The organism is Paenibacillus sp. FSL M7-0656 (genome assembly GCF_038003225.1).
GTDB lineage: Bacteria > Bacillota > Bacilli > Paenibacillales > Paenibacillaceae > Paenibacillus > Paenibacillus amylolyticus.
This window is the reverse complement of sequence record NZ_JBBOOT010000001.1, coordinates 6,995,816-7,013,530: the sequence shown is the minus strand read 5'-3', so window position 1 is coordinate 7,013,530 and position 17,715 is coordinate 6,995,816. Positions and strand designations below refer to the sequence as shown.

Below are 17,715 nucleotides of genomic sequence, written 5' to 3'. Positions count from 1 at the left end.
AGTGCAAGCGGTTAAGCGAAATTAATGATTTCTTCATCTGTAATGATATAATGGTGGCATAACGAAAGGAATGACCGATGACGATGGAATTCAGACAACTTCAATATACGCTACAAATTGCGGCCGAACGCAATTTCTCCCGGGCAGCAGAGAAGCTACATATTGCCCAGCCTTCATTAAGCCAGCAATTATCCAAATTGGAAAAAGAATTGGGTGTGCTGCTGTTTCAGCGTAATACAAGTACCGTGGAGTTAACCCATGCGGGTGTTACGTTTGTCGAGCAAGCCCAGAAGATCGTAGATGCTGTGGAGCTATTGCGTCAGGAAATGTCCGACATCTCCCAGCTTCGCAAAGGTAAAGTCGTTGTGGGCAGCATGCCGATCACGGGATCACACCTGCTCCCACACGTGCTTCCTGCGTTTCAACAAGCTTATCCCGAGATTGAGGTTACCTTATTGGAAGACTCCGGGCTTACGCTTGAGAAATTGACAGCAAGCGGCAAAGCAGATCTCAGTCTGTTATCTCTTCCTTTACAAGAGCCAAGTCTCGCCTATGTTGCCATTGGAGAGGAAAAGATTGATCTGGCAGTTCCCCCGAATCACCCTTTGGCACGCAGGGCAGATCCGGAACATCCGCTTCCTGTGCGAATTGAAGAGCTTCGGGATGAACCCTTTGTTGTGTTGAAAAAAGGGCAGGGCTTCCGCAAACTTACATTTGATCTCTGTGAGCAGGCTGGTTTTGATCCCCAAGTTGTGTTTGAGAGCACAAATATTGAAACCGTTCAGTCGCTGGTCGCCACTGGTATGGGCATTACACTGGTTCCACGCTTTATCGCCCGTGCGCCGCGCAGTGAGTTCGTGCCTGTGTATGTGCCACTTGCTGAGCCTACTCCTAGCAGAACACTTGTTGTGGCTTATCGTCAAGGAAGAGTGCTGTCGAAGGCAGCCGAAGCATTCATCCATACGTTTCAACAAACCGTGACCGAACTGTCAAAGGGAGACTAAAAAATTTCTCCTATGGGTATGGGTACATTTCATACTGAAACAAAACAAAGGCTTGACCCTTATGGGCCAAGCCTTTGTCATATACTCGTTTCCCGCATCCGCAGGATAGAGTTCTTACATTGCAATCACAGTAACTGGTTACAGTACAATGTTGCTTGTTAAGTTGTTTAGCTACAATGCTAATTTATAATGTTAACGTAGAAACGTACATAAGAAAACTTCATGTCTGGCGGTTTATTTACGCAAATTACGATCGCTTGTCAGCCTGTTTTGCTGATTCAATACACGGCCTTCGTCCTGAACAGTTGAATCAGGGGGTGATAGCCCTCCTGCTCCATTCTCTAAGAATGCCCTTAAGTGATCTTCCCTTGTGTTATCCTGTTCCAGTCTCCTGAGCGTATCTTTCACATGGTTGTCCATTGATTGATCATCCTCCTTGGTGACGGGATAGTTATCATTACCCGCGTCTTGGAAGAATAAACACTTTTTCTGAAGAATTTTATTTCAGTTTTTATTTTTTGCCAAAATAAACGCCAGGTCGACGGTCTTCAAATACGGGAATACGTCCGCGAACCTCATCTACCAGAGATGGACGAATAATTCCGGTCACGATCTCTTCCCCTTCGCCACCTTCAGCCACAATCTCACCCCAAGGATCAATGATGAGGGAATGTCCGAAAAATTCGGTCTCTCCCCCTTTACCTACACGGTTACATGCGATCACATACATCTGATTCTCAATCGCTCGTGCGGTAAGCAACGTACGCCAGTGGTGCAGACGAGGTTTCGGCCATTCGGCGGGTACAATCAATGCCTTGGCACCATTCAAAGCAAGGGTGCGGGCAAGCTCCGGGAACCGGATGTCATAACAGATCGAAGCACCCGCTGTAAGACCGTTCTGCAATTCAAAAATTTCAGGTTCCGCACCAGGCTGTAAGTATTTCTCCTCGTCCATCAGACGGAACAAATGTAATTTATCGTATCGTGTTACCTGTTTTCCTTCACGATCATAAGCGTACATTGTATTGTATATTTGACCATCCCGTTTCTCGGCAATCGAACCGCCAACGATGGAAATTTGATGTTTTTGAGCAAAAGCAGACAGCCATTCCCGAGATTTCTGGCCTTCCGGGTCAGCGAGTTCATGAATTTGAGTCAAAGCGTATCCGGTATTCCACATCTCAGGTAACACAGCCAGCCCCAGATCCGGATATTGTTCTACCGCACGCTTAAGCAACATCTGCATATGTTTATGATTGGCCTCAGGGTCTCCGAGCTGAATATCGCCCTGAATCAGGGCTACACGCATTTCTCCCTGTTGTTTTTCTGTCATGACAAGCACTCCTCTGAACCGTAATACCTGCTATCATAGCTTGATCCTCCTGAGGACTGCAAGCCTGTTTTTGTTATGAACCTGCACACAACAACTCAGGGAGCAGGGTCAACAATCGATCACTCGTGAGCGCATCACCCACATTCCATGTTGACTCCTCCACAGGATATACCCGTCCATGCTGCACAGCCGGAAGGGCCTGCCAACTGGGACTTTTCATCAGCATCTCTGTAGCCTGTCTTGCCACAACTTCCTCAGGCAGCATAACAAACACATGATCTCCCGCGTACTGACGTACCGCTTCAGCCGAGATTTCCTTATAGGCTCTGCCTGCCACAAGTGCTTCCTTCACTTTGGTAACTGGACTGAATCCCATTGGATGATATAACATAGGCGCCAGACCGATATTGCCCATAACAAATAATCGTGCACCCCGATGGTATGTAAATACGGATGCCGTTTCCCCCTCTTCAATCACAGTATGGATCTTCGCCCACATCTGCTCAGTACGCTCCGCATAGGAGGTTAGCCATTGTTCAGCCTGCGGTTGTCTGCCAAACCAGCTGCCCAATCTGCGCATTCGTTCTTCCAACGTGGCATGTGAATTGTAAGCAAGCGTCGGTGCAATCCGGTAAAGTTGTTCATACTGCTGTTCATTGCTGCTATCAAAAATAATCAAATCCGGCTTCATGATAACAGCGGCTTCCACATTAACTGGAGCGACCGCGTCATATGTCCGATCTTCCAGCAACTGAATGCCCAACATCAGCATATCCCCAGCGGAATCTCCGTAATACATAATTCGCTCCGGGTTTACTGGAATATTCACATCATGACCCAACCAATCTTGTACTAATGTCTGCTGCTGAATCGATCTCTCATATTGACGAGGAGATAATCCGGTCATTTGGCGAAAACGCCTGCTGAAATAATACTCATCCTTAAACCCCACGCGACTCGCAATATCCCGAAGTGGTTCATCTGATTTGCGAAGCCAGTCCTTGGCATGTTTGATGCGTACATGATTCACATAATCGAGCGGCTTGTGACCCGTGAGTTGTCTGAAAAGGGTCGTATATTGTACAGGTCTGATCTCCGCAAGTCGTGCCAGTTTCTGTACAGTGATTTCTTCAGCATAATGGTCGTCCACATACTGAATCGTACTGTGTAGCCTTGCTTCCATACTCTGTTCCGTCTTTGGAGAAGTGTACCGGGTAATGATCATCTCCATCCATTTTTGGAACTGTGCATTCAGATGGCTGTATTCAGCATCTGTTCTATAATTCCGAATGACATACATCTGCTCCAGCAACCCACTTAACGGAGCATAGGGATAACCATTCAATTGGTTTCTGTGCTCAAATACAGGGCGGGTAAAGAGCTCGGGATCACCCGTCAACACATGAATAACATCAAAAGCCATTATGATATATTTCAATTCCGAGTTATTAAGATGTTCAATCTGGTACCCCTCTCCCGGAGAAAGCGGATAAACACATCCCGTAGTAAACGGAAACTGTTCATGCCCTATATATAAACGCCCATCCCCTTCTTCACAGATCAGGAAGGCATGTTTCTCGCAAGCAACTTCCAGCATCACCTGTTCAGGTGGTTCAATTCGACGTACCAGATGATCCAGCCGAAACATGAATGCTGAGTAGAACAACGCTCCCCCATCGGCATCCAAAGCCTGCATGTCGGTTCACCTCGTTTTTCTAAAATGAGAATAATTATCAATCATTCTGTATGGTCTGATTATAAGCGAGCAATTGTTAATAATCCAGATATGAGTTTAATCAGCAAAAAAGAGCGTTCAACGAAATGTTGAAGGCCCCTTTCACTTTTTTTATAACTGCATTACTCAAAGGTGTTACTGCTGCCTCACTAGCTCGTCACCATTATTGGATCATCTGTTTTGGCAGCTCTTGTAACAGCCACTCCCTCGAAAGAGCATCACTAGAAGCTTTTACGATATTAAAACGATATACTTTCCCTTCTTTCACCGCAGGCAGGTTCTTCCAGATTGTACTATCCAGCAATTCCTTGGTGGATTGTTTCGCATCGTCGGTCACGGGATCCAAAATAAATATCCGATCACCGGCAAATTCAGATAATTTTTCAGTCGAAATCTCTACAAATCCCATGTCTTCATCCAATACTTTCTGGATTTCCGCGGTTGGCTTCAGCCCGTCTTTTCCGTATAACAACTGTGGCAATCCTGCACCCGCCATGACAAACAGACGATTCCCGGGATACATGGTGAATACCGAAGCGGTCTCCCCTTCTTTTACTCCGTTCTCATGAAGTTGCGTCCACATCTCTTCCGTCGCTTTTTGATGAGCTGTAACCCATTCCTCCGCTTCTTGCTTCTTATTCAACAAATCGCCAAGGATACGCATGCGATCTTCTATTAAACCAAATGAATCAAATGTAACCGTGGGTGCGACCTTTGCGATCTGATCATATTGAGCCTCGTCACTGTTGGAAAAAATAATCAGATCGGGATTCAGGTCTAACGCCTTTTCCACACTGATCGGAAATCCTACATCTTCTGCCTGAGCAACCTGATCATCAAATACGGTTCCCTCTTGACGAAGTATGCCGACAGGAACAACACCAAGCGCGAGCAGATCCCCTGTAACTTCTCCATGATAGATAACTCGCTTCGGATTTACAGGAATCTCAACTTCGTGGCCAGTCCAGTCTTTGAATATCCGGGTCTCGCCCTCATTCGTCTCTTCCGTTGCAGTTTGGGTCTCTGTGGTTTCTGTGGCTGCTTTGGAATCATCTGCGCCAGCAGCAGGTGTTGCACCCTGATTTCCACAAGCCAGTAGCAGGATGGATAACCATGTGATCGTTAATAATACTCCCGTATTTCGTATGCCCTTTTTCATTTCTATTTCTCCCCCTATATCATGTGCGTTGTGCTAGAAATTAATGATATTGATTATCATTATCGGATATTATCATAAAACATGGCTTCTCTCAGCTCAATGGACAAAACTAAATGGGCACTTTCAGTTTTGTACAATACTCCGCTCTTTGCTCCTATGTACTGTATATTCAAGTGCATTTCCCTCTATACAGCTCGGGATTGGCGTGATAAATTAATGAGAACTATTTGCCATTTTTAATAAACCGGAGTGATGAATATAATGACCCAATCAGACCATATAACTGCTCGTTCAGCTTTTAAGATACCGACTTCTGATGTGATGACACAGCTTCCAACGCAATTTTTTGCTACCCTTGTTCAAAATGTAAATCGTGAAATCGCAAGTGGACATGACGTGATCAATCTGGGTCAGGGGAACCCGGATACACCTACACCACCTCATATTGTGAAAACACTGCAAGAGTCGGCTGAGAATCCCCTCTACCACAAATACTCCCCTTTCAGAGGGTACTCTTTCCTGAAGGAAGCTGTCGCCAAACGTTATAAGGAAGATTACAATGTTGATCTGGACCCCGAGACTGAAGTAGCCATTTTGTTCGGGGGCAAAACAGGTCTGGTTCAGTTACCACAGGTACTGCTTAACCCCGGCGATACCGTTCTCGTTCCAGATCCCGGCTACCCGGATTACTGGTCTGGTGTTGCACTCGCCAAAGCAAACATGTCATTTATGCCTTTGCTCGAGTCCAACGCATTCCTGCCGGATTATGAAGCTGTTACAGCCGAAGATCGGGAGAAGGCCAAGCTGATGTTCCTGAACTATCCTAACAATCCAACGTCAGCAACGGCACCACTTTCGTTCTACGAAGATACGGTTGAATTTGCCATTCAAAATCAAATTGTTGTTGCCAGCGATTTTGCTTACGGTGCGATTGGATTTGACGGACATCGTCCCGTAAGTTTCCTGCAAGCCCCTGGTGCCAAAGAAGTGGGCATTGAGTTCTATACGTTATCCAAAACATACAATATGGCTGGATGGCGTGTTGGATTCGCGCTTGGTAATGCAGAGATTGTCTCTAAAATCAATCTGCTTCAGGATCATATCTATGTTAGTCTCTTCGGTGGAATTCAGGCTGCGGCAACGGAAGCACTTACTGGCTCTCAGGAATGTGTTACTTCGCTCGTTTCACGTTACGAATCCCGTCGCAATGCATTTTATGACGCTCTTTCCTCGATTGGCTGGCAAGCTTCGAAACCCGCAGGTTCATTCTTCAGCTGGTTACCTGTACCTCCAGGTTATACCTCCGCTTCATTTGCAGACTTGTTACTGCGAGAAGCCAAGGTAGCCGTAGCCCCAGGTATTGGTTTTGGTTCGCATGGCGAAGGCTATGTGCGCGCGGGGCTGTTAAGTGATGAAAACCGATTACGCGAAGCTGCCCAGCGGATTGGCAAGCTAAATTTATTCAAGTAATTTACAGGACGATAACCCCTTTGCATATGCCAAGTTTCCATGGTATGTTATAAGAAATATTGAACGAAACGTGATGACGGGACCAGTAAGAGAATATCAGTCGCGCCCAGAGAGTAAATTCCACCCTGCTGAAAGAATTTACCGCGGCTCTTCTCTGAAACCTACCCCTGAGCGGCCTGTTACGTGCAGGACAGTGCCTTCTGTTACAGGGCATGAAGCCGGATGATCTAATCATCAATAAAGGTGGTACCGCGGAAGTAACGAACTTTCGTCCTTTTTAACTAAAGGGCGGAAGTTTTTTTTGTACCCGCTAAAGCCTGCTCCAGAAGCACTTATTAATCATGTTTAAGGAAGTGAAACCATGACTTCACGTATTGTAGTTAAAATTGGAAGCAGCTCGCTTACAACGGAAGAAGGCGGTCTGGATCGCAGTTCGATTACTTTTTTTGCCGGAGAAATTGCAGCATTGGCTGATCAGGGCCATGAAGTACTTCTGGTCACCTCAGGAGCGGTAGCGGCCGGATTCCGCGAGATCGGCTACCCTCAGCGCCCCAAACTGCTACATGAGAAACAAGCCGCAGCGGCCGTTGGTCAGGCATTACTGATGCAGGCATATCAACAGGCTTTTGCAGCGCACCGCGTTACTACGGCGCAAATTCTGTTAACTCGTACAGACTTTCACAGTCGTAAACGCATGGGTAATGCAGGCATGACTGTAGAGGAACTGCTCAAACAGCGAGTGATTCCGATTTTTAATGAGAATGATACGGTGTCGGTGGACGAATTGAAGTTTGGTGATAACGATCTGTTGTCCGCATTGGTTGCAAACCTGGTGAAGGCACAGCATCTGATCATTCTTACCGATACCAACGGCCTGTACACCGCAGATCCGCGTAAAGATCCTTCTGCCGTGCGTTACGACCGTATCCCCGAAATCACGGCTGAGATCTATGCTTTTGCCGGTGGTTCAGGATCATCGGTTGGTACAGGTGGAATGCGATCCAAAGTAGATGCAGCTAAGGTAGCTACACGTGGAGGCGTACCCGTATTTGTGGGAAGTGTTAAAGAACCCGGAGATATGCAGAAGGCAGTTGATGGCACGGGCAAAGGAACTTACTTTGAGACACGACTCGCTTCGCTATCCCGTAAAAAGCAGTGGCTTGGCTTCATGTCTACTCCGCTGGGAACAGTCGTTGTGGATGATGGTGCTGAAGAAGCCCTTGTCCATGGGGGGCACAGTCTTCTACCTGTAGGGGTCAAGCGGGTACTGGGAACTTTCCATGCAGGAGACGTCGTAGAGGTCATTGGTATGGATGAAACCTTGCTCGGTCGCGGTATTGTCAATTATGATGATGACCAGCTTCGACTCATTGCCGGACTTCCCAGTGGTGAAGTGATGAAACAACTCGCTAGCATCCACAGACTTGAAGTTATTCATAGAGACGAATGGATTACGTTAAAATAAACATGAAGCTATATAGTGGTTGGAATACTCAACTTTATATATATGAGGAGGAATTACGATGAGTGAAGTCAGAGAAAAAGCCAGCAAAGCCCAAGCAGCGGTTCCACAGCTGAACCGATTGAATACAGAACAGAAAAATACGGCCCTGCGTGTCATGGCAGATGCTTTGATTAAGGGAACGGATTCCATCATTACGGCAAACGCCGAAGATCTGGCACGCGGCAGAGAACAAGGCACGCCGGAATCCATGCTGGATCGACTCGCCCTTAATAAGGAGCGGATCGCAGGCATTGCTGAAGGGTTACGTCAGATTGCAGATTTGCCTGATCCAGTCGGCGAAGTGTTAGAGACATTTACCCGTCCAAACGGATTACATGTTGAAAAACTAAGAGTGCCGATTGGCCTGATTGGCATCATCTATGAAGCTCGTCCTAATGTAACTGTAGACGCAGCCGGATTATGTCTCAAAACAGGTAATGCAGTGCTTCTGCGCGGCGGCTCCTCTGCCCTGTCCTCCAATCGTAAAATTGTGGAGGTACTGCATCAGGCACTCACAACGACAGACATGCCTGCTGATGCTTTGCAATTGGTTGAAGATGCAGATCGTGCTTCCGTGGATGAAATGCTCAAGTTGAACGGACTGCTGGACGTCATCATTCCACGCGGAGGAGCTTCCCTCATTCGTAATGTGGTTGCCAACGCAACGGTACCTGTCATCGAAACTGGGGCGGGCATCTGCCATACCTATGTGGATGAATCAGCCGATCCAGTTATGGCAGCCGAAATTGCCATCAATGCCAAGGCACAACGTCCATCCGTATGTAACTCCATGGAAACGTTGCTGCTGCATGCCGCATACGCAGAAGAGCATCTGCCTGCTCTTGCCGAGCAATTCCGTGAGGCCAATGTGGTCTTGAAAGGTTGCGACACGGTGCGCCGTCTTGTTCCTTCTGCCCTTGAGGCAACCGAGGAAGACTATGCGACCGAGTACAACGACTACATTTTAAATATCCGGGTGGTCGAGAACCTGGATGAAGCGATGCAGCACATCGCACATTACGGAACCAAACATTCCGAGTGTATCGTAACACGGGATACAGCCCATGCAGAGCGCTTCATGCATGATGTGGATGCAGCAGCCGTCTATCACAATGCGTCCACACGTTTCACCGACGGATTTGAATTTGGCTATGGAGCCGAAATCGGAATCAGCACTCAGAAACTGCATGCTCGTGGACCGATGGGACTACCAGCACTGACATCAACCAAATATCGGATTACAGGCAATGGACAGATTCGTCAATAATATCCCAGCAACAGTTATATAGGAGGAACGATAAATATGAGTCAAGAGCAACAGACGTTACTACAACAGAAGATTACTTTCCACGGAGCAGGCGCGATGGCTGAAGCCATCGTGCGCGGACTGATCTCCCGCCTAGTCGTTCGTCCTCAGGATATTACGATGCTGAACCGCAGCAACCAGAAACGTCAGGAGGAGCTCAGCACCCGTTATGCTGTACATACCGGAACTGCCTCGCAATCCTTGGATCACCTTGCCTCCACTCCGGTCATTGTACTCTGTATGAAACCCAAAGATGCTGCCGTAGCGCTGCGCGAGCTTGGTCCGCTGTTATCACCTGATCAACTGATCGTATCTGTCATTGCCGGATTATCAATCCGCACGATGCAGTCCTTGCTTGGTCGTAAACAACCGATCGCGAGAACCATGCCGAACACATCCAGTACCATTGGACTCGGTGCAACCGGGCTTGCCTTCTCTGCGGAGATTACGGATGAACAGCGTAGTACGGTGATGACCATGTTTGAAGCGGTTGGTATCGTAACCATCGTACCTGAAGATAAACTCGAAGTGCTCACTGGGATTTCCGGAAGCGGCCCTGCTTATGTATACTATTTAATGGAGGCCATGATTGCGGCAGGTATTCGTGGTGGCTTATCCAGCCAGCAATCTCGTGATCTCACTGTTCAGACGGTGCTTGGCGCATCACGAATGGTACAACAAACCGGTTTGGAACCGATGAAACTTCGTAGTGATGTGACTTCCCCGGGAGGGGCAACCCAGGCAGCACTGAAGACACTGGACGAAGGAGATTTCTTTGAAAATGTTATTGCAGCCGTCAACCGCTGTGCAGAGCGCTCACGGGAGATGGGAGCTGCTTTGGAAGGGGATTTAAAATGAATAACATGTGCACAGCCACATATCGTCTGCATGATGATCATGCAGACTTTCGCAAGAAGGCTCAGTCTATCGCGATTGGCATGACCGTGGGTAGCTGGACGGAGTTGCCGCAAGCCCAGCGTGAAGCGATGCAGAAACATCTGGGTGAAGTAATCAGCGTAGAAGTAAATGAAGCTGAAGGAATGGCTGCGGGTGAGCGTTACGCCGATATTACCATCGGATATCCTGATGTTAACTTCAGCCGTGATATCCCTGCCCTGCTCGTGACGGTCTTTGGCAAAATCTCAATGGATGGCCGAATTAAACTTACAAAGCTTGGTTTCTCGGATGGCTTCCTGAGTGCATTCCCGGGACCCAAGTTTGGACTGAATGGTGTTCGTGATCTGCTTGGTGTACATGATCGTCCACTGTTAATGAGTATCTTTAAGTCAGTTATCGGACTGGATGCAGATGAACTGCGTGAACAATTTATTCGTCAGGCTCTTGGTGGCGTTGATTTGATCAAGGACGATGAGATTCTGTTTGAGAATAAATTGACACCTATCGAAAAAAGAGTCGAGGTCTGCATGAAAGCTGCCGAACAGGCACGCCAGGAGACCGGCAAGAAACTTCTGTATGCAACCAATCTTACAGGACCTACATCTCGTCTGAAGCAACAAGCTGAACGCGCTATTGGTGCAGGAGCCAATGCCCTGTTATTCAACGTATTGTCTTACGGATATGATGTGCTGCATGAACTCAGCAGTGATCCTGACATCAATGTGCCAATTATGGCTCACCCTGCTCTTGCAGGTGCACTGTATCCTTCACCACATTACGGTATGTCCGCTTCGGTTGTACTAGGCCAGTTGATGCGTCTTGCGGGTGCCGATCTGGTGCTCTTCCCTTCTCCTTATGGTTCGGTTACGATGCCGAAGGAAGAAAATATGGCGATCACGGAGCAATTACTGACAGCAGATCTGCCAGTACGAACCAGTATGCCAGTGCCTTCAGCCGGTATCCATCCAGGCCTTGTACCGCTCATTTTGCGCGACTTTGGCACGGATGTCATCGTTAATGCTGGTGGCGGTATTCATGGACATCCTATGGGCACTGAGGCAGGCGGACGTGCATTCCTGCAAGCCATTGAGGCAGCTCAACGTTCCATTCCACTCGTGCAGTATGCAACCGAGCATCCAGAGCTGAAAAGTGCATTGGATCTGTGGGGTGGCGAACGATGAGAAGTGATAAAAAAACAGTCATTTTCTGTGACTTTGACGGTACGATTACGCTCTCGGACAATATTGTCGCAATCATGAAACATTTCAAGCCTGAGGGCATTGAAGCGATTATGAAAGATACAATTGAGCAAAAAATCTCGCTGCGTGAAGGTGTTGGAGCCATGTTTGCTCTGTTGCCTGCATCGCAGAAAGATGAAATTGTGGAATTTGTGCTTGGACAAGCGGGGATCCGTGAAGGATTCAGCGAGTTTCTTGACTACGTTCGCAGCGAAGGTATCGAATTCAATGTGACCAGCGGTGGTATGGACTTTTTCATTGAACCGTTACTCGCACCATTTCATATCCCGCAGGATCATGTCTATTGCAACGGAGCTGACTTCTCGGGTGAAACCATTAAGATTGAATGGCCGAATCCCTGCCAACCTCCTTGTGAGAATGGCTGCGGCATGTGCAAAACAACAGTCATTCGTACCTTCCCGGAAGAACAATACAATCGAATCCTTATTGGAGACAGTCTCACAGATTTTGAGGGTGCCAAAATTGCCGATCTCGTCTACTCCCGCTCCATTTTGACGGATAAATGTATTGAACTTGGTGTGGACCATGTGCCATTCGCTACCTTTTACGATATCATCGAAGATATGAAACAGAAGCAAACACAAGGAGTGCTGTAAACGATGGGCATTGAAAAGATTACATTGGAACACAAACGTCAGGTCCTTGAAGAACTGGCTGATATTAAAGCGTTGTTTGCCGGTCGTAACTGGTTCCCCGGAACAAGTGGCAATCTGTCGATGCGTGTAGGAGACTTTGACCCGGAGCAATTTTATTTTGCGGTTACCGCCTCAGGCAAAGACAAATCACTTCGCACTCCGGAAGACTTTCTTTTTGTGGACAAACACGGCAAAGCAATTGAAACAACAACGTTGAAACCAAGTGCCGAAACGTTGATTCATTGCGAAATCTATCGTTTGACGGGTTGTGGTGCTGTATTCCACGTGCATACTGTGTTTAACAACCTGATCAGTGAATTCTTTGGAGCAGATGGACACGTACCGATTCAAGGAATCGAATTGATCAAGGCTTTCAACATTTGGGAAGAAAATGCGGAGATTCGTGTACCCGTCCTGCCTAACTTTGCAGATATTCCATCTATCGCTGAATTGGTGCCAGGTGTACTTGATGCCAACGTACCAGGAATTTTGCTGCGTAACCACGGCATATATGCGTGGGGCAAGGATGCTTTTGAAGCGAAACGTCATCTGGAAGCGTTTGAGTTCTTGTTCGAAGTGATGTACCGTCAACTTCTGCTGAAGGGTGCTACGAAATAGCAATCATTTATTCGAAATCAAAGCTGCACAACCAAAAACACGCCAGAGGCTGATATACATAGCCCTTGGCGTGTTTTTATGTTGTTGGATAACAGCGATTAGAAGGTTGCTCTGTCATCGTAGTGTCAGTGTAAATAATCTTTAGGTCACTCTACAGTCGATCATCCCGATCCTTGAATAAAAAGAGGCTGTCTGCTCCCTCATCATTTCCTTGAGCAGCACTATGGATACCCGTCCCCCTCTGCTTGCCAAACAGCAGTTTCAAACCGCCAAAAATGAGCAGCAAGGATACGATGACGGTGTTTAAATAGGAACGTATCTCATACGTCATAAATGCATTAGGGAAGAGCTCATTCAGCTGTGGAATGACAAGACGGATCGTCAGGTAATATAGACCCAGCGCGGCGATCCCGAATCCAATCAGACGCTGATGGCGGGCCCAGTCCTTGAAGATCGGTTGATCAACCAAAGGCTCGCGTCCATAACGACTGGAGCACTGGAGCCCGTCAAAGAAGCTGTAGAACCAGATCAGTGGAATCATGAACAGGAACACCGACAAATGCAGCAGGTCCAGAACATAGATGCTTGCAAGGAACAGGAACATTAATTGCATGCCTCTTTTTTGTAATCCCAGATAGAGATGACCCGCACCTGGAAAAGCGGATAGCAGCGTTGCAAGCACTTTGCTACGTCGTCCGGCTACTCTGCCCATCTCCAATTCTTCGAATAAAGTCCGATCTTGCAGTACCTCACCAGCCTGCTTACGGTGGACATGCTGCACCGCATCAAACATGCAGTATACCCATATTACAGGCAGTATGAGTAGAAACATTAAAAATACGGATTCATTGGTGATCGATGCCACGAAAACCATCATGGCAAATGAACCAAAGAACGCCATCAAGAACGACAAACCGCGATGCAACAATCCCAGATGAAGGTGGCCCAATCCCGGAACAAATGAGAGCAAAATGGTGAAGAACCGTTCACCCTCACTGCCTTTTCGATACATGGGTTGACCATAAGGACCCGCAGGCACGCCATATTCATCACCTGGATGCTGATGATGCATCTCATCTTCATTCATCCGCTCCAAAGGATCTCCCTGACCAGCGAATGGTCCTTGTTGATAGGCTACTCCTTGATTTTGAGCTCCGTAATGTGCCCCATAACCTTGGTAGCGAGCATCACGTGGAGATGGCGATCGGAGCAGAAGTATGCTGATATCCAGCATACTGACTCCCCAGAAGAACATGGCACATAGTGCACCAAAAATCATCAAGTCCTGTTGACCAAACGCCCATGCCAGCATGAATGAGCCAACAGCTGTTCCGAAGAAAAGCAATGGATAGATCACGGCTCTTGCGGCTCGACCCCAATACATAAAACCAAGACCGGGTATCAGGTTTAATAGAAATGCGAGTAATTTGTTACGATCTGAGTGCACAGTCGTCATCCTTTCTTTTCAGGCAATGCGAAACCATTTATGGTTTAGGCTTGAGGTTATCCAGCCATGAAGTGGCTGCCTCCGTCCATTTCTCGGTAAAAGACCCTCTGTGGTCGCCATCCTGGAACTTGTGATATGGTGCTACCTTGTCAAAAAGTCCAGACGAGAGGAAGATCAATGTCAAACAGGCCGCTACCGCGTAATGGAACACTTTATGATCAAGCCAGCGCCGGTTTCGTCCAGCACGGGATTTGCGTTGTACCTTGGGTGATTGAATGCCCTCAATCCGATGCATGACTGAATCCGCAAACCCTGTTGGGTCATGTAACGGAGGCAGTTCTCCGTGGATACCAAGCGCTTCCAGATAGATGTCCATCGCATCCGGATCTTCCATCAGAAGCTGTTCCATTTGGTTTGCTTGAGTTTCACTCATATGGCCTTCAATATAATCGGTCCATTGCGCAGTGGTATATTTCTCCTGTTTACTCACGCCATTCATCCTCCTTCCAATGTTTTCGAATCCACTGCCGGGCACGATACAAGCGGGATTCCACAGTCTTCACAGCCACCTGTGCATCACTGGCAATCTGTTCATAATTTTTTTCGCTTAGATAATACGCAGTGATAATGTCACGATGCTGAGCAGGCAACTGATTAATTCGTTCGCGAAGTTTATCCTGGCGCTCTTCACGAACGAGACGGGTAAGAACGTCTTCATCCCGTCCGGGCATATTGATTATTTTTTCTTCTCCACCCAGATCCTCAGCAATTCGTCTGCCCAGCTTGCGTTTGGCATCAATCGCTTTGTGAAAGGCAATTCGGGTTAACCACGTTTTGAAACCTTCAGAACGGTAGTCGGGGAGAGACTTATACATCTGTATGAACGCCTCCTGAGCTGCATCCTGTGCTTCCTGATCGTTCCTGAGTACGGAATAGGCCACATGGTATACATGCTGGCTATACTTATCAATCAGAGTACGCATCTGGGATGTATCTCCTTGACGGATTTGTTCGATTACGCGCGCTTCATCAATAACTCTCCCCTCCTCTCCAATACAATAGACGACAGCTTGTGCGTTAACCCCTGCGTGATCCATCAAATTTTTGTAAAACAAAATGAAATCATTGCCTGAAAGGTTGATGTTGCTGATCACTCATCCAATCTTTAATCCAAAAAAAACAGGCACAGAATGACTTCTGGCCTGTTTCTTGTCCCTGCCTACGCTTGAATTAACGTCCACCATTACGAAACCGCTGCGTGTACGCCTTCGCGTCTTGAACGGTCTTAACACGATTGCGACTCCACTCAAGCAGTATTCGATCGATATACCGGAAATGTACTTTGCCTGCAAAAACCGCTTCCTTCAGAGCCATTAGAATCAATTCCTCTTGATAACGGTCCTGATCCAACCAGCCGGATATCGTCTCGCACTCCATTGGAGAGAGCGGACGTCCAAATTCTTTTTCAAAGATGGAGAACATGTTCCGTTCTTCCTCTTCTTTTTGAACACTGTTCGAATCTTGACGTGCTGAATTGCTACTCTGCTGCTCCGCACGGAATGCGGCTACTTCTTCAGCAGTGCACTTTGCAAGCTTGGCATATAATCCATGTAAATCATATCGCTCGTACTGGATGTCCCGTTCTTCGTCACGGTGCTCGTCAATAGCAATATACCCATCCCTCATCAGACGTTGCAACATTCTGGCAATGCCTTCAGGTGCAAGTCCCATGCGCGCCGCAAGCTCTTCAAGCGTGGGAAACTCATTGAACTCTGCCTGACGGAACCCTAGCAGTTGAATCAGAAGAAGCACTTCTGCATCTGATAGACCAAGCTGGTGATAAAAACGTAACAAGGCATACGGCAGATGGGCTGTACCCGAAGTCATACCATAAGCTGCTCCATCCAACCAAGCTTTGGATGTGGTGTCTTCCATAGATGCTCCTCGGTTAAACATTAAGGGTACAGACGATAGAGCATACGTGGGAATGCGATTGTTTCACGTACATGATCCAATCCACAGATCCATGCTACCGTCCGCTCCAATCCCAGACCGAAACCGGAGTGAGGAACCGATCCGTATTTACGCAAATCCAGATACCATTGGTAAGCTTCATCCGAGAGATTGTGCTCCTCAAAACGTTGTTGCATCAATTCCGGATCATCGATACGCTGCGAACCGCCAATAATCTCTCCGTAGCCTTCTGGTGCAATCATATCAGCACAGAGAACAACTTCAGGACGATTTGGATCTGGTTTCATATAGAAAGCCTTGATTCCAGCAGGGTAATGCGTGATAAAGACAGGTGTATTGTACTTCTCAGCAATAGCTGTTTCGTGTGGTGCACCAAAGTCTTCTCCCCAAGGAATATCAAAGCCTTGTCCATGCAGGAATTCAATCGCTTCATCATACGTAATACGCGGGAATGGAGCTACGATGCCTTCGAGTTTGGATACGTCACGACCGATAGATTCCAGTTCAGCACGGCAGTTTTTCACCACGGATTGAACGACATGAGCGATAAATTTCTCTTGTACGCGCAGACTTTCCTCGTGATCTACAAATGCCATTTCCGGCTCAATCATCCAGAACTCAATCAAGTGGCGACGTGTTTTGGACTTCTCTGCGCGGAATGTTGGACCAAAGGAATATACTTTGCCCAGAGCCATAGCTGCGGCTTCCATATACAATTGACCACTTTGTGTCAGATAAGCATCTTCATCAAAGTATTTGATGTGGAACAGGTTCGTTGTTCCTTCCGCAGACGATGGTGTCAAAATCGGAGGATCAACTTGTGTGAATCCGTTACCATCAAAGAACTGCTGAACAGCGCGAATAATCTCTGCACGAATCACCATAACAGCACGTTGCTTCGTAGAACGAAGCCACAGATGACGATGATCCATCAAGAAATCGACACCATGCTCTTTAGGCGTAATTGGATAGTTTTCAGTCAGGTGAATGATCTCAACCCCTGTAACAGTCATCTCGTAACCGGACGCACTGCGAGGTTCTTCACGAATAATACCTGTAACATACAAAGAGCTTTCTTGAGTCAGGCTCTTGGCATTGTTCCAGATCTCTTCACTAACTTCACTTTTCACAACAACCCCTTGGATATATCCGGTTCCATCACGTAGCTGCAAAAACTGAATTTTACCGCTGGAACGTTTGTTGTTAATCCAGGCACCGATTGTTACGGTTTCGCCCACATGCTCGTTCACATTACGAATTACACAATTCGTATTCATGCCCATATCTCCCCTTGGTTCCTGAATTTGAAAATGCAGCGGGCAGGCTTATGCCTGTCCTCTGCACTTCCTTGTCATTCTATATTTACTTTACAGT

17 protein-coding genes are annotated in these 17,715 nt (G+C 47.3%); 8 read left to right on the top strand and 9 right to left on the bottom strand.

Features of this window, described 5'->3' with window-relative positions; all coding sequences use genetic code 11:
* Window positions 1–83 precede the first annotated feature (83 nt).
* Complete coding sequence (locus tag MHI01_RS30815; protein ID WP_076318119.1) at window positions 84–1,004, top strand: LysR family transcriptional regulator; 921 nt, start codon at window positions 84–86, stop codon at window positions 1,002–1,004.
* A gap of 234 nt (window positions 1,005–1,238) precedes the next feature.
* Here the strand turns inward: MHI01_RS30815 and MHI01_RS30810 are convergent, their stop codons facing one another.
* From MHI01_RS30810 to MHI01_RS30795, 4 genes are all read right to left on the bottom strand, one after another.
* Window positions 1,239–1,424: a hypothetical protein gene (locus tag MHI01_RS30810; protein ID WP_340984799.1), complete on the bottom strand. Its 186-nt coding sequence runs from the start codon at window positions 1,422–1,424 to the stop codon at window positions 1,239–1,241.
* A 91-nt stretch (window positions 1,425–1,515) separates the two neighbouring features.
* Entirely contained in the window at window positions 1,516–2,337 is an 822-nt protein-coding gene (locus MHI01_RS30805) for a carbon-nitrogen family hydrolase (RefSeq protein ID WP_340984798.1), read from the bottom strand.
* A 73-nt stretch (window positions 2,338–2,410) separates the two neighbouring features.
* Complete coding sequence (locus MHI01_RS30800; RefSeq protein WP_340984797.1) at window positions 2,411–4,033, bottom strand: AraC family transcriptional regulator; 1,623 nt, start codon at window positions 4,031–4,033, stop codon at window positions 2,411–2,413.
* Window positions 4,034–4,235: 202 nt separating this feature from the next.
* Window positions 4,236–5,231 (bottom strand): ABC transporter substrate-binding protein, encoded by a 996-nt coding sequence (locus tag MHI01_RS30795; RefSeq protein ID WP_340984796.1) that lies wholly within the window; start codon window positions 5,229–5,231, stop codon window positions 4,236–4,238.
* 261 nt (window positions 5,232–5,492) lie between these two features.
* On the opposite strand from MHI01_RS30795, the gene MHI01_RS30790 reads away from it, so the two are divergent.
* The 7 genes from MHI01_RS30790 to MHI01_RS30760 all read left to right on the top strand — a co-directional run bounded on the left by MHI01_RS30790 (window position 5,493) and on the right by MHI01_RS30760 (window position 12,920).
* Window positions 5,493–6,701: a pyridoxal phosphate-dependent aminotransferase gene (locus tag MHI01_RS30790; protein WP_340984795.1), complete on the top strand. Its 1,209-nt coding sequence runs from the start codon at window positions 5,493–5,495 to the stop codon at window positions 6,699–6,701.
* A gap of 361 nt (window positions 6,702–7,062) precedes the next feature.
* Entirely contained in the window at window positions 7,063–8,166 is a 1,104-nt protein-coding gene (gene proB / locus MHI01_RS30785) for a glutamate 5-kinase (RefSeq protein ID WP_047843533.1), read from the top strand.
* 58 nt (window positions 8,167–8,224) lie between these two features.
* Window positions 8,225–9,472 carry a glutamate-5-semialdehyde dehydrogenase gene (locus tag MHI01_RS30780; RefSeq protein ID WP_340984794.1) on the top strand — a complete coding sequence of 416 codons (1,248 nt, stop codon included), beginning with the start codon at window positions 8,225–8,227 and terminating at the stop codon, window positions 9,470–9,472.
* A 36-nt stretch (window positions 9,473–9,508) separates the two neighbouring features.
* Window positions 9,509–10,369 carry a pyrroline-5-carboxylate reductase gene (gene proC / locus MHI01_RS30775; RefSeq protein ID WP_340905500.1) on the top strand — a complete coding sequence of 287 codons (861 nt, stop codon included), beginning with the start codon at window positions 9,509–9,511 and terminating at the stop codon, window positions 10,367–10,369.
* A complete protein-coding gene (locus MHI01_RS30770) occupies window positions 10,366–11,589 on the top strand; it encodes a 2,3-diketo-5-methylthiopentyl-1-phosphate enolase (protein ID WP_340984793.1) in 1,224 nt (407 codons plus the stop codon). Before proC ends, MHI01_RS30770 begins: the two co-directional genes overlap by 4 nt.
* A complete protein-coding gene (locus MHI01_RS30765) occupies window positions 11,586–12,263 on the top strand; it encodes a 2-hydroxy-3-keto-5-methylthiopentenyl-1-phosphate phosphatase (RefSeq protein ID WP_017687758.1) in 678 nt (225 codons plus the stop codon). Before MHI01_RS30770 ends, MHI01_RS30765 begins: the two co-directional genes overlap by 4 nt.
* A 3-nt stretch (window positions 12,264–12,266) precedes the next feature.
* On the top strand, window positions 12,267–12,920 hold the full coding sequence (locus MHI01_RS30760) for a methylthioribulose 1-phosphate dehydratase (protein WP_340984792.1): 654 nt from the start codon (window positions 12,267–12,269) through the stop codon (window positions 12,918–12,920).
* Between the two features lie 151 nt (window positions 12,921–13,071).
* On the opposite strand, the gene MHI01_RS30755 is transcribed toward MHI01_RS30760, so the two are convergent.
* The 5 genes from MHI01_RS30755 to asnS form a co-directional block, all read right to left on the bottom strand.
* Complete coding sequence (locus MHI01_RS30755) at window positions 13,072–14,367, bottom strand: multi-tm2 domain protein (RefSeq protein WP_445744917.1); 1,296 nt, start codon at window positions 14,365–14,367, stop codon at window positions 13,072–13,074.
* Between the two features lie 37 nt (window positions 14,368–14,404).
* The gene (locus MHI01_RS30750) at window positions 14,405–14,857 is read right to left on the bottom strand and encodes a hypothetical protein (RefSeq protein WP_076317451.1); all 453 of its coding nucleotides are present in this window, start codon (window positions 14,855–14,857) and stop codon (window positions 14,405–14,407) included.
* Window positions 14,850–15,521, bottom strand: coding sequence for an RNA polymerase sigma factor (locus MHI01_RS30745; protein ID WP_282320929.1), 672 nt, complete (start codon window positions 15,519–15,521; stop codon window positions 14,850–14,852). Before MHI01_RS30745 ends, MHI01_RS30750 begins: the two co-directional genes overlap by 8 nt.
* Window positions 15,522–15,597: 76 nt before the next feature.
* Window positions 15,598–16,302: a DnaD domain-containing protein gene (locus tag MHI01_RS30740; protein ID WP_084650363.1), complete on the bottom strand. Its 705-nt coding sequence runs from the start codon at window positions 16,300–16,302 to the stop codon at window positions 15,598–15,600.
* Window positions 16,303–16,322: 20 nt separating this feature from the next.
* Window positions 16,323–17,618, bottom strand: coding sequence for an asparagine--tRNA ligase (asnS, locus tag MHI01_RS30735; RefSeq protein WP_017687752.1), 1,296 nt, complete (start codon window positions 17,616–17,618; stop codon window positions 16,323–16,325).
* Between the last annotated feature and the right edge of the window lie 97 nt (window positions 17,619–17,715).

What these genes read in the sequence shown, in the direction of transcription:
- proB (WP_047843533.1), top strand. Translation starts at nt 7,063, where the DNA reads ATGACTTCACGTATTGTAGTTAAAATTGGAAGCAGCTCGCTTACAACG.
- MHI01_RS30795 (WP_340984796.1), bottom strand. Translation starts at nt 5,231, where the DNA reads ATGAAAAAGGGCATACGAAATACGGGAGTATTATTAACGATCACATGG.
- MHI01_RS30805 (WP_340984798.1), bottom strand. Translation starts at nt 2,337, where the DNA reads ATGACAGAAAAACAACAGGGAGAAATGCGTGTAGCCCTGATTCAGGGC.
- proC (WP_340905500.1), top strand. Translation starts at nt 9,509, where the DNA reads ATGAGTCAAGAGCAACAGACGTTACTACAACAGAAGATTACTTTCCAC.
- MHI01_RS30780 (WP_340984794.1), top strand. Translation starts at nt 8,225, where the DNA reads ATGAGTGAAGTCAGAGAAAAAGCCAGCAAAGCCCAAGCAGCGGTTCCA.
- asnS (WP_017687752.1), bottom strand. Translation starts at nt 17,618, where the DNA reads ATGAATACGAATTGTGTAATTCGTAATGTGAACGAGCATGTGGGCGAA.
- MHI01_RS30765 (WP_017687758.1), top strand. Translation starts at nt 11,586, where the DNA reads ATGAGAAGTGATAAAAAAACAGTCATTTTCTGTGACTTTGACGGTACG.
- MHI01_RS30810 (WP_340984799.1), bottom strand. Translation starts at nt 1,424, where the DNA reads ATGGACAACCATGTGAAAGATACGCTCAGGAGACTGGAACAGGATAAC.
- MHI01_RS30790 (WP_340984795.1), top strand. Translation starts at nt 5,493, where the DNA reads ATGACCCAATCAGACCATATAACTGCTCGTTCAGCTTTTAAGATACCG.
- MHI01_RS30800 (WP_340984797.1), bottom strand. Translation starts at nt 4,033, where the DNA reads ATGCAGGCTTTGGATGCCGATGGGGGAGCGTTGTTCTACTCAGCATTC.
- MHI01_RS30760 (WP_340984792.1), top strand. Translation starts at nt 12,267, where the DNA reads ATGGGCATTGAAAAGATTACATTGGAACACAAACGTCAGGTCCTTGAA.
- MHI01_RS30740 (WP_084650363.1), bottom strand. Translation starts at nt 16,302, where the DNA reads ATGGAAGACACCACATCCAAAGCTTGGTTGGATGGAGCAGCTTATGGT.
- MHI01_RS30770 (WP_340984793.1), top strand. Translation starts at nt 10,366, where the DNA reads ATGAATAACATGTGCACAGCCACATATCGTCTGCATGATGATCATGCA.
- MHI01_RS30815 (WP_076318119.1), top strand. Translation starts at nt 84, where the DNA reads ATGGAATTCAGACAACTTCAATATACGCTACAAATTGCGGCCGAACGC.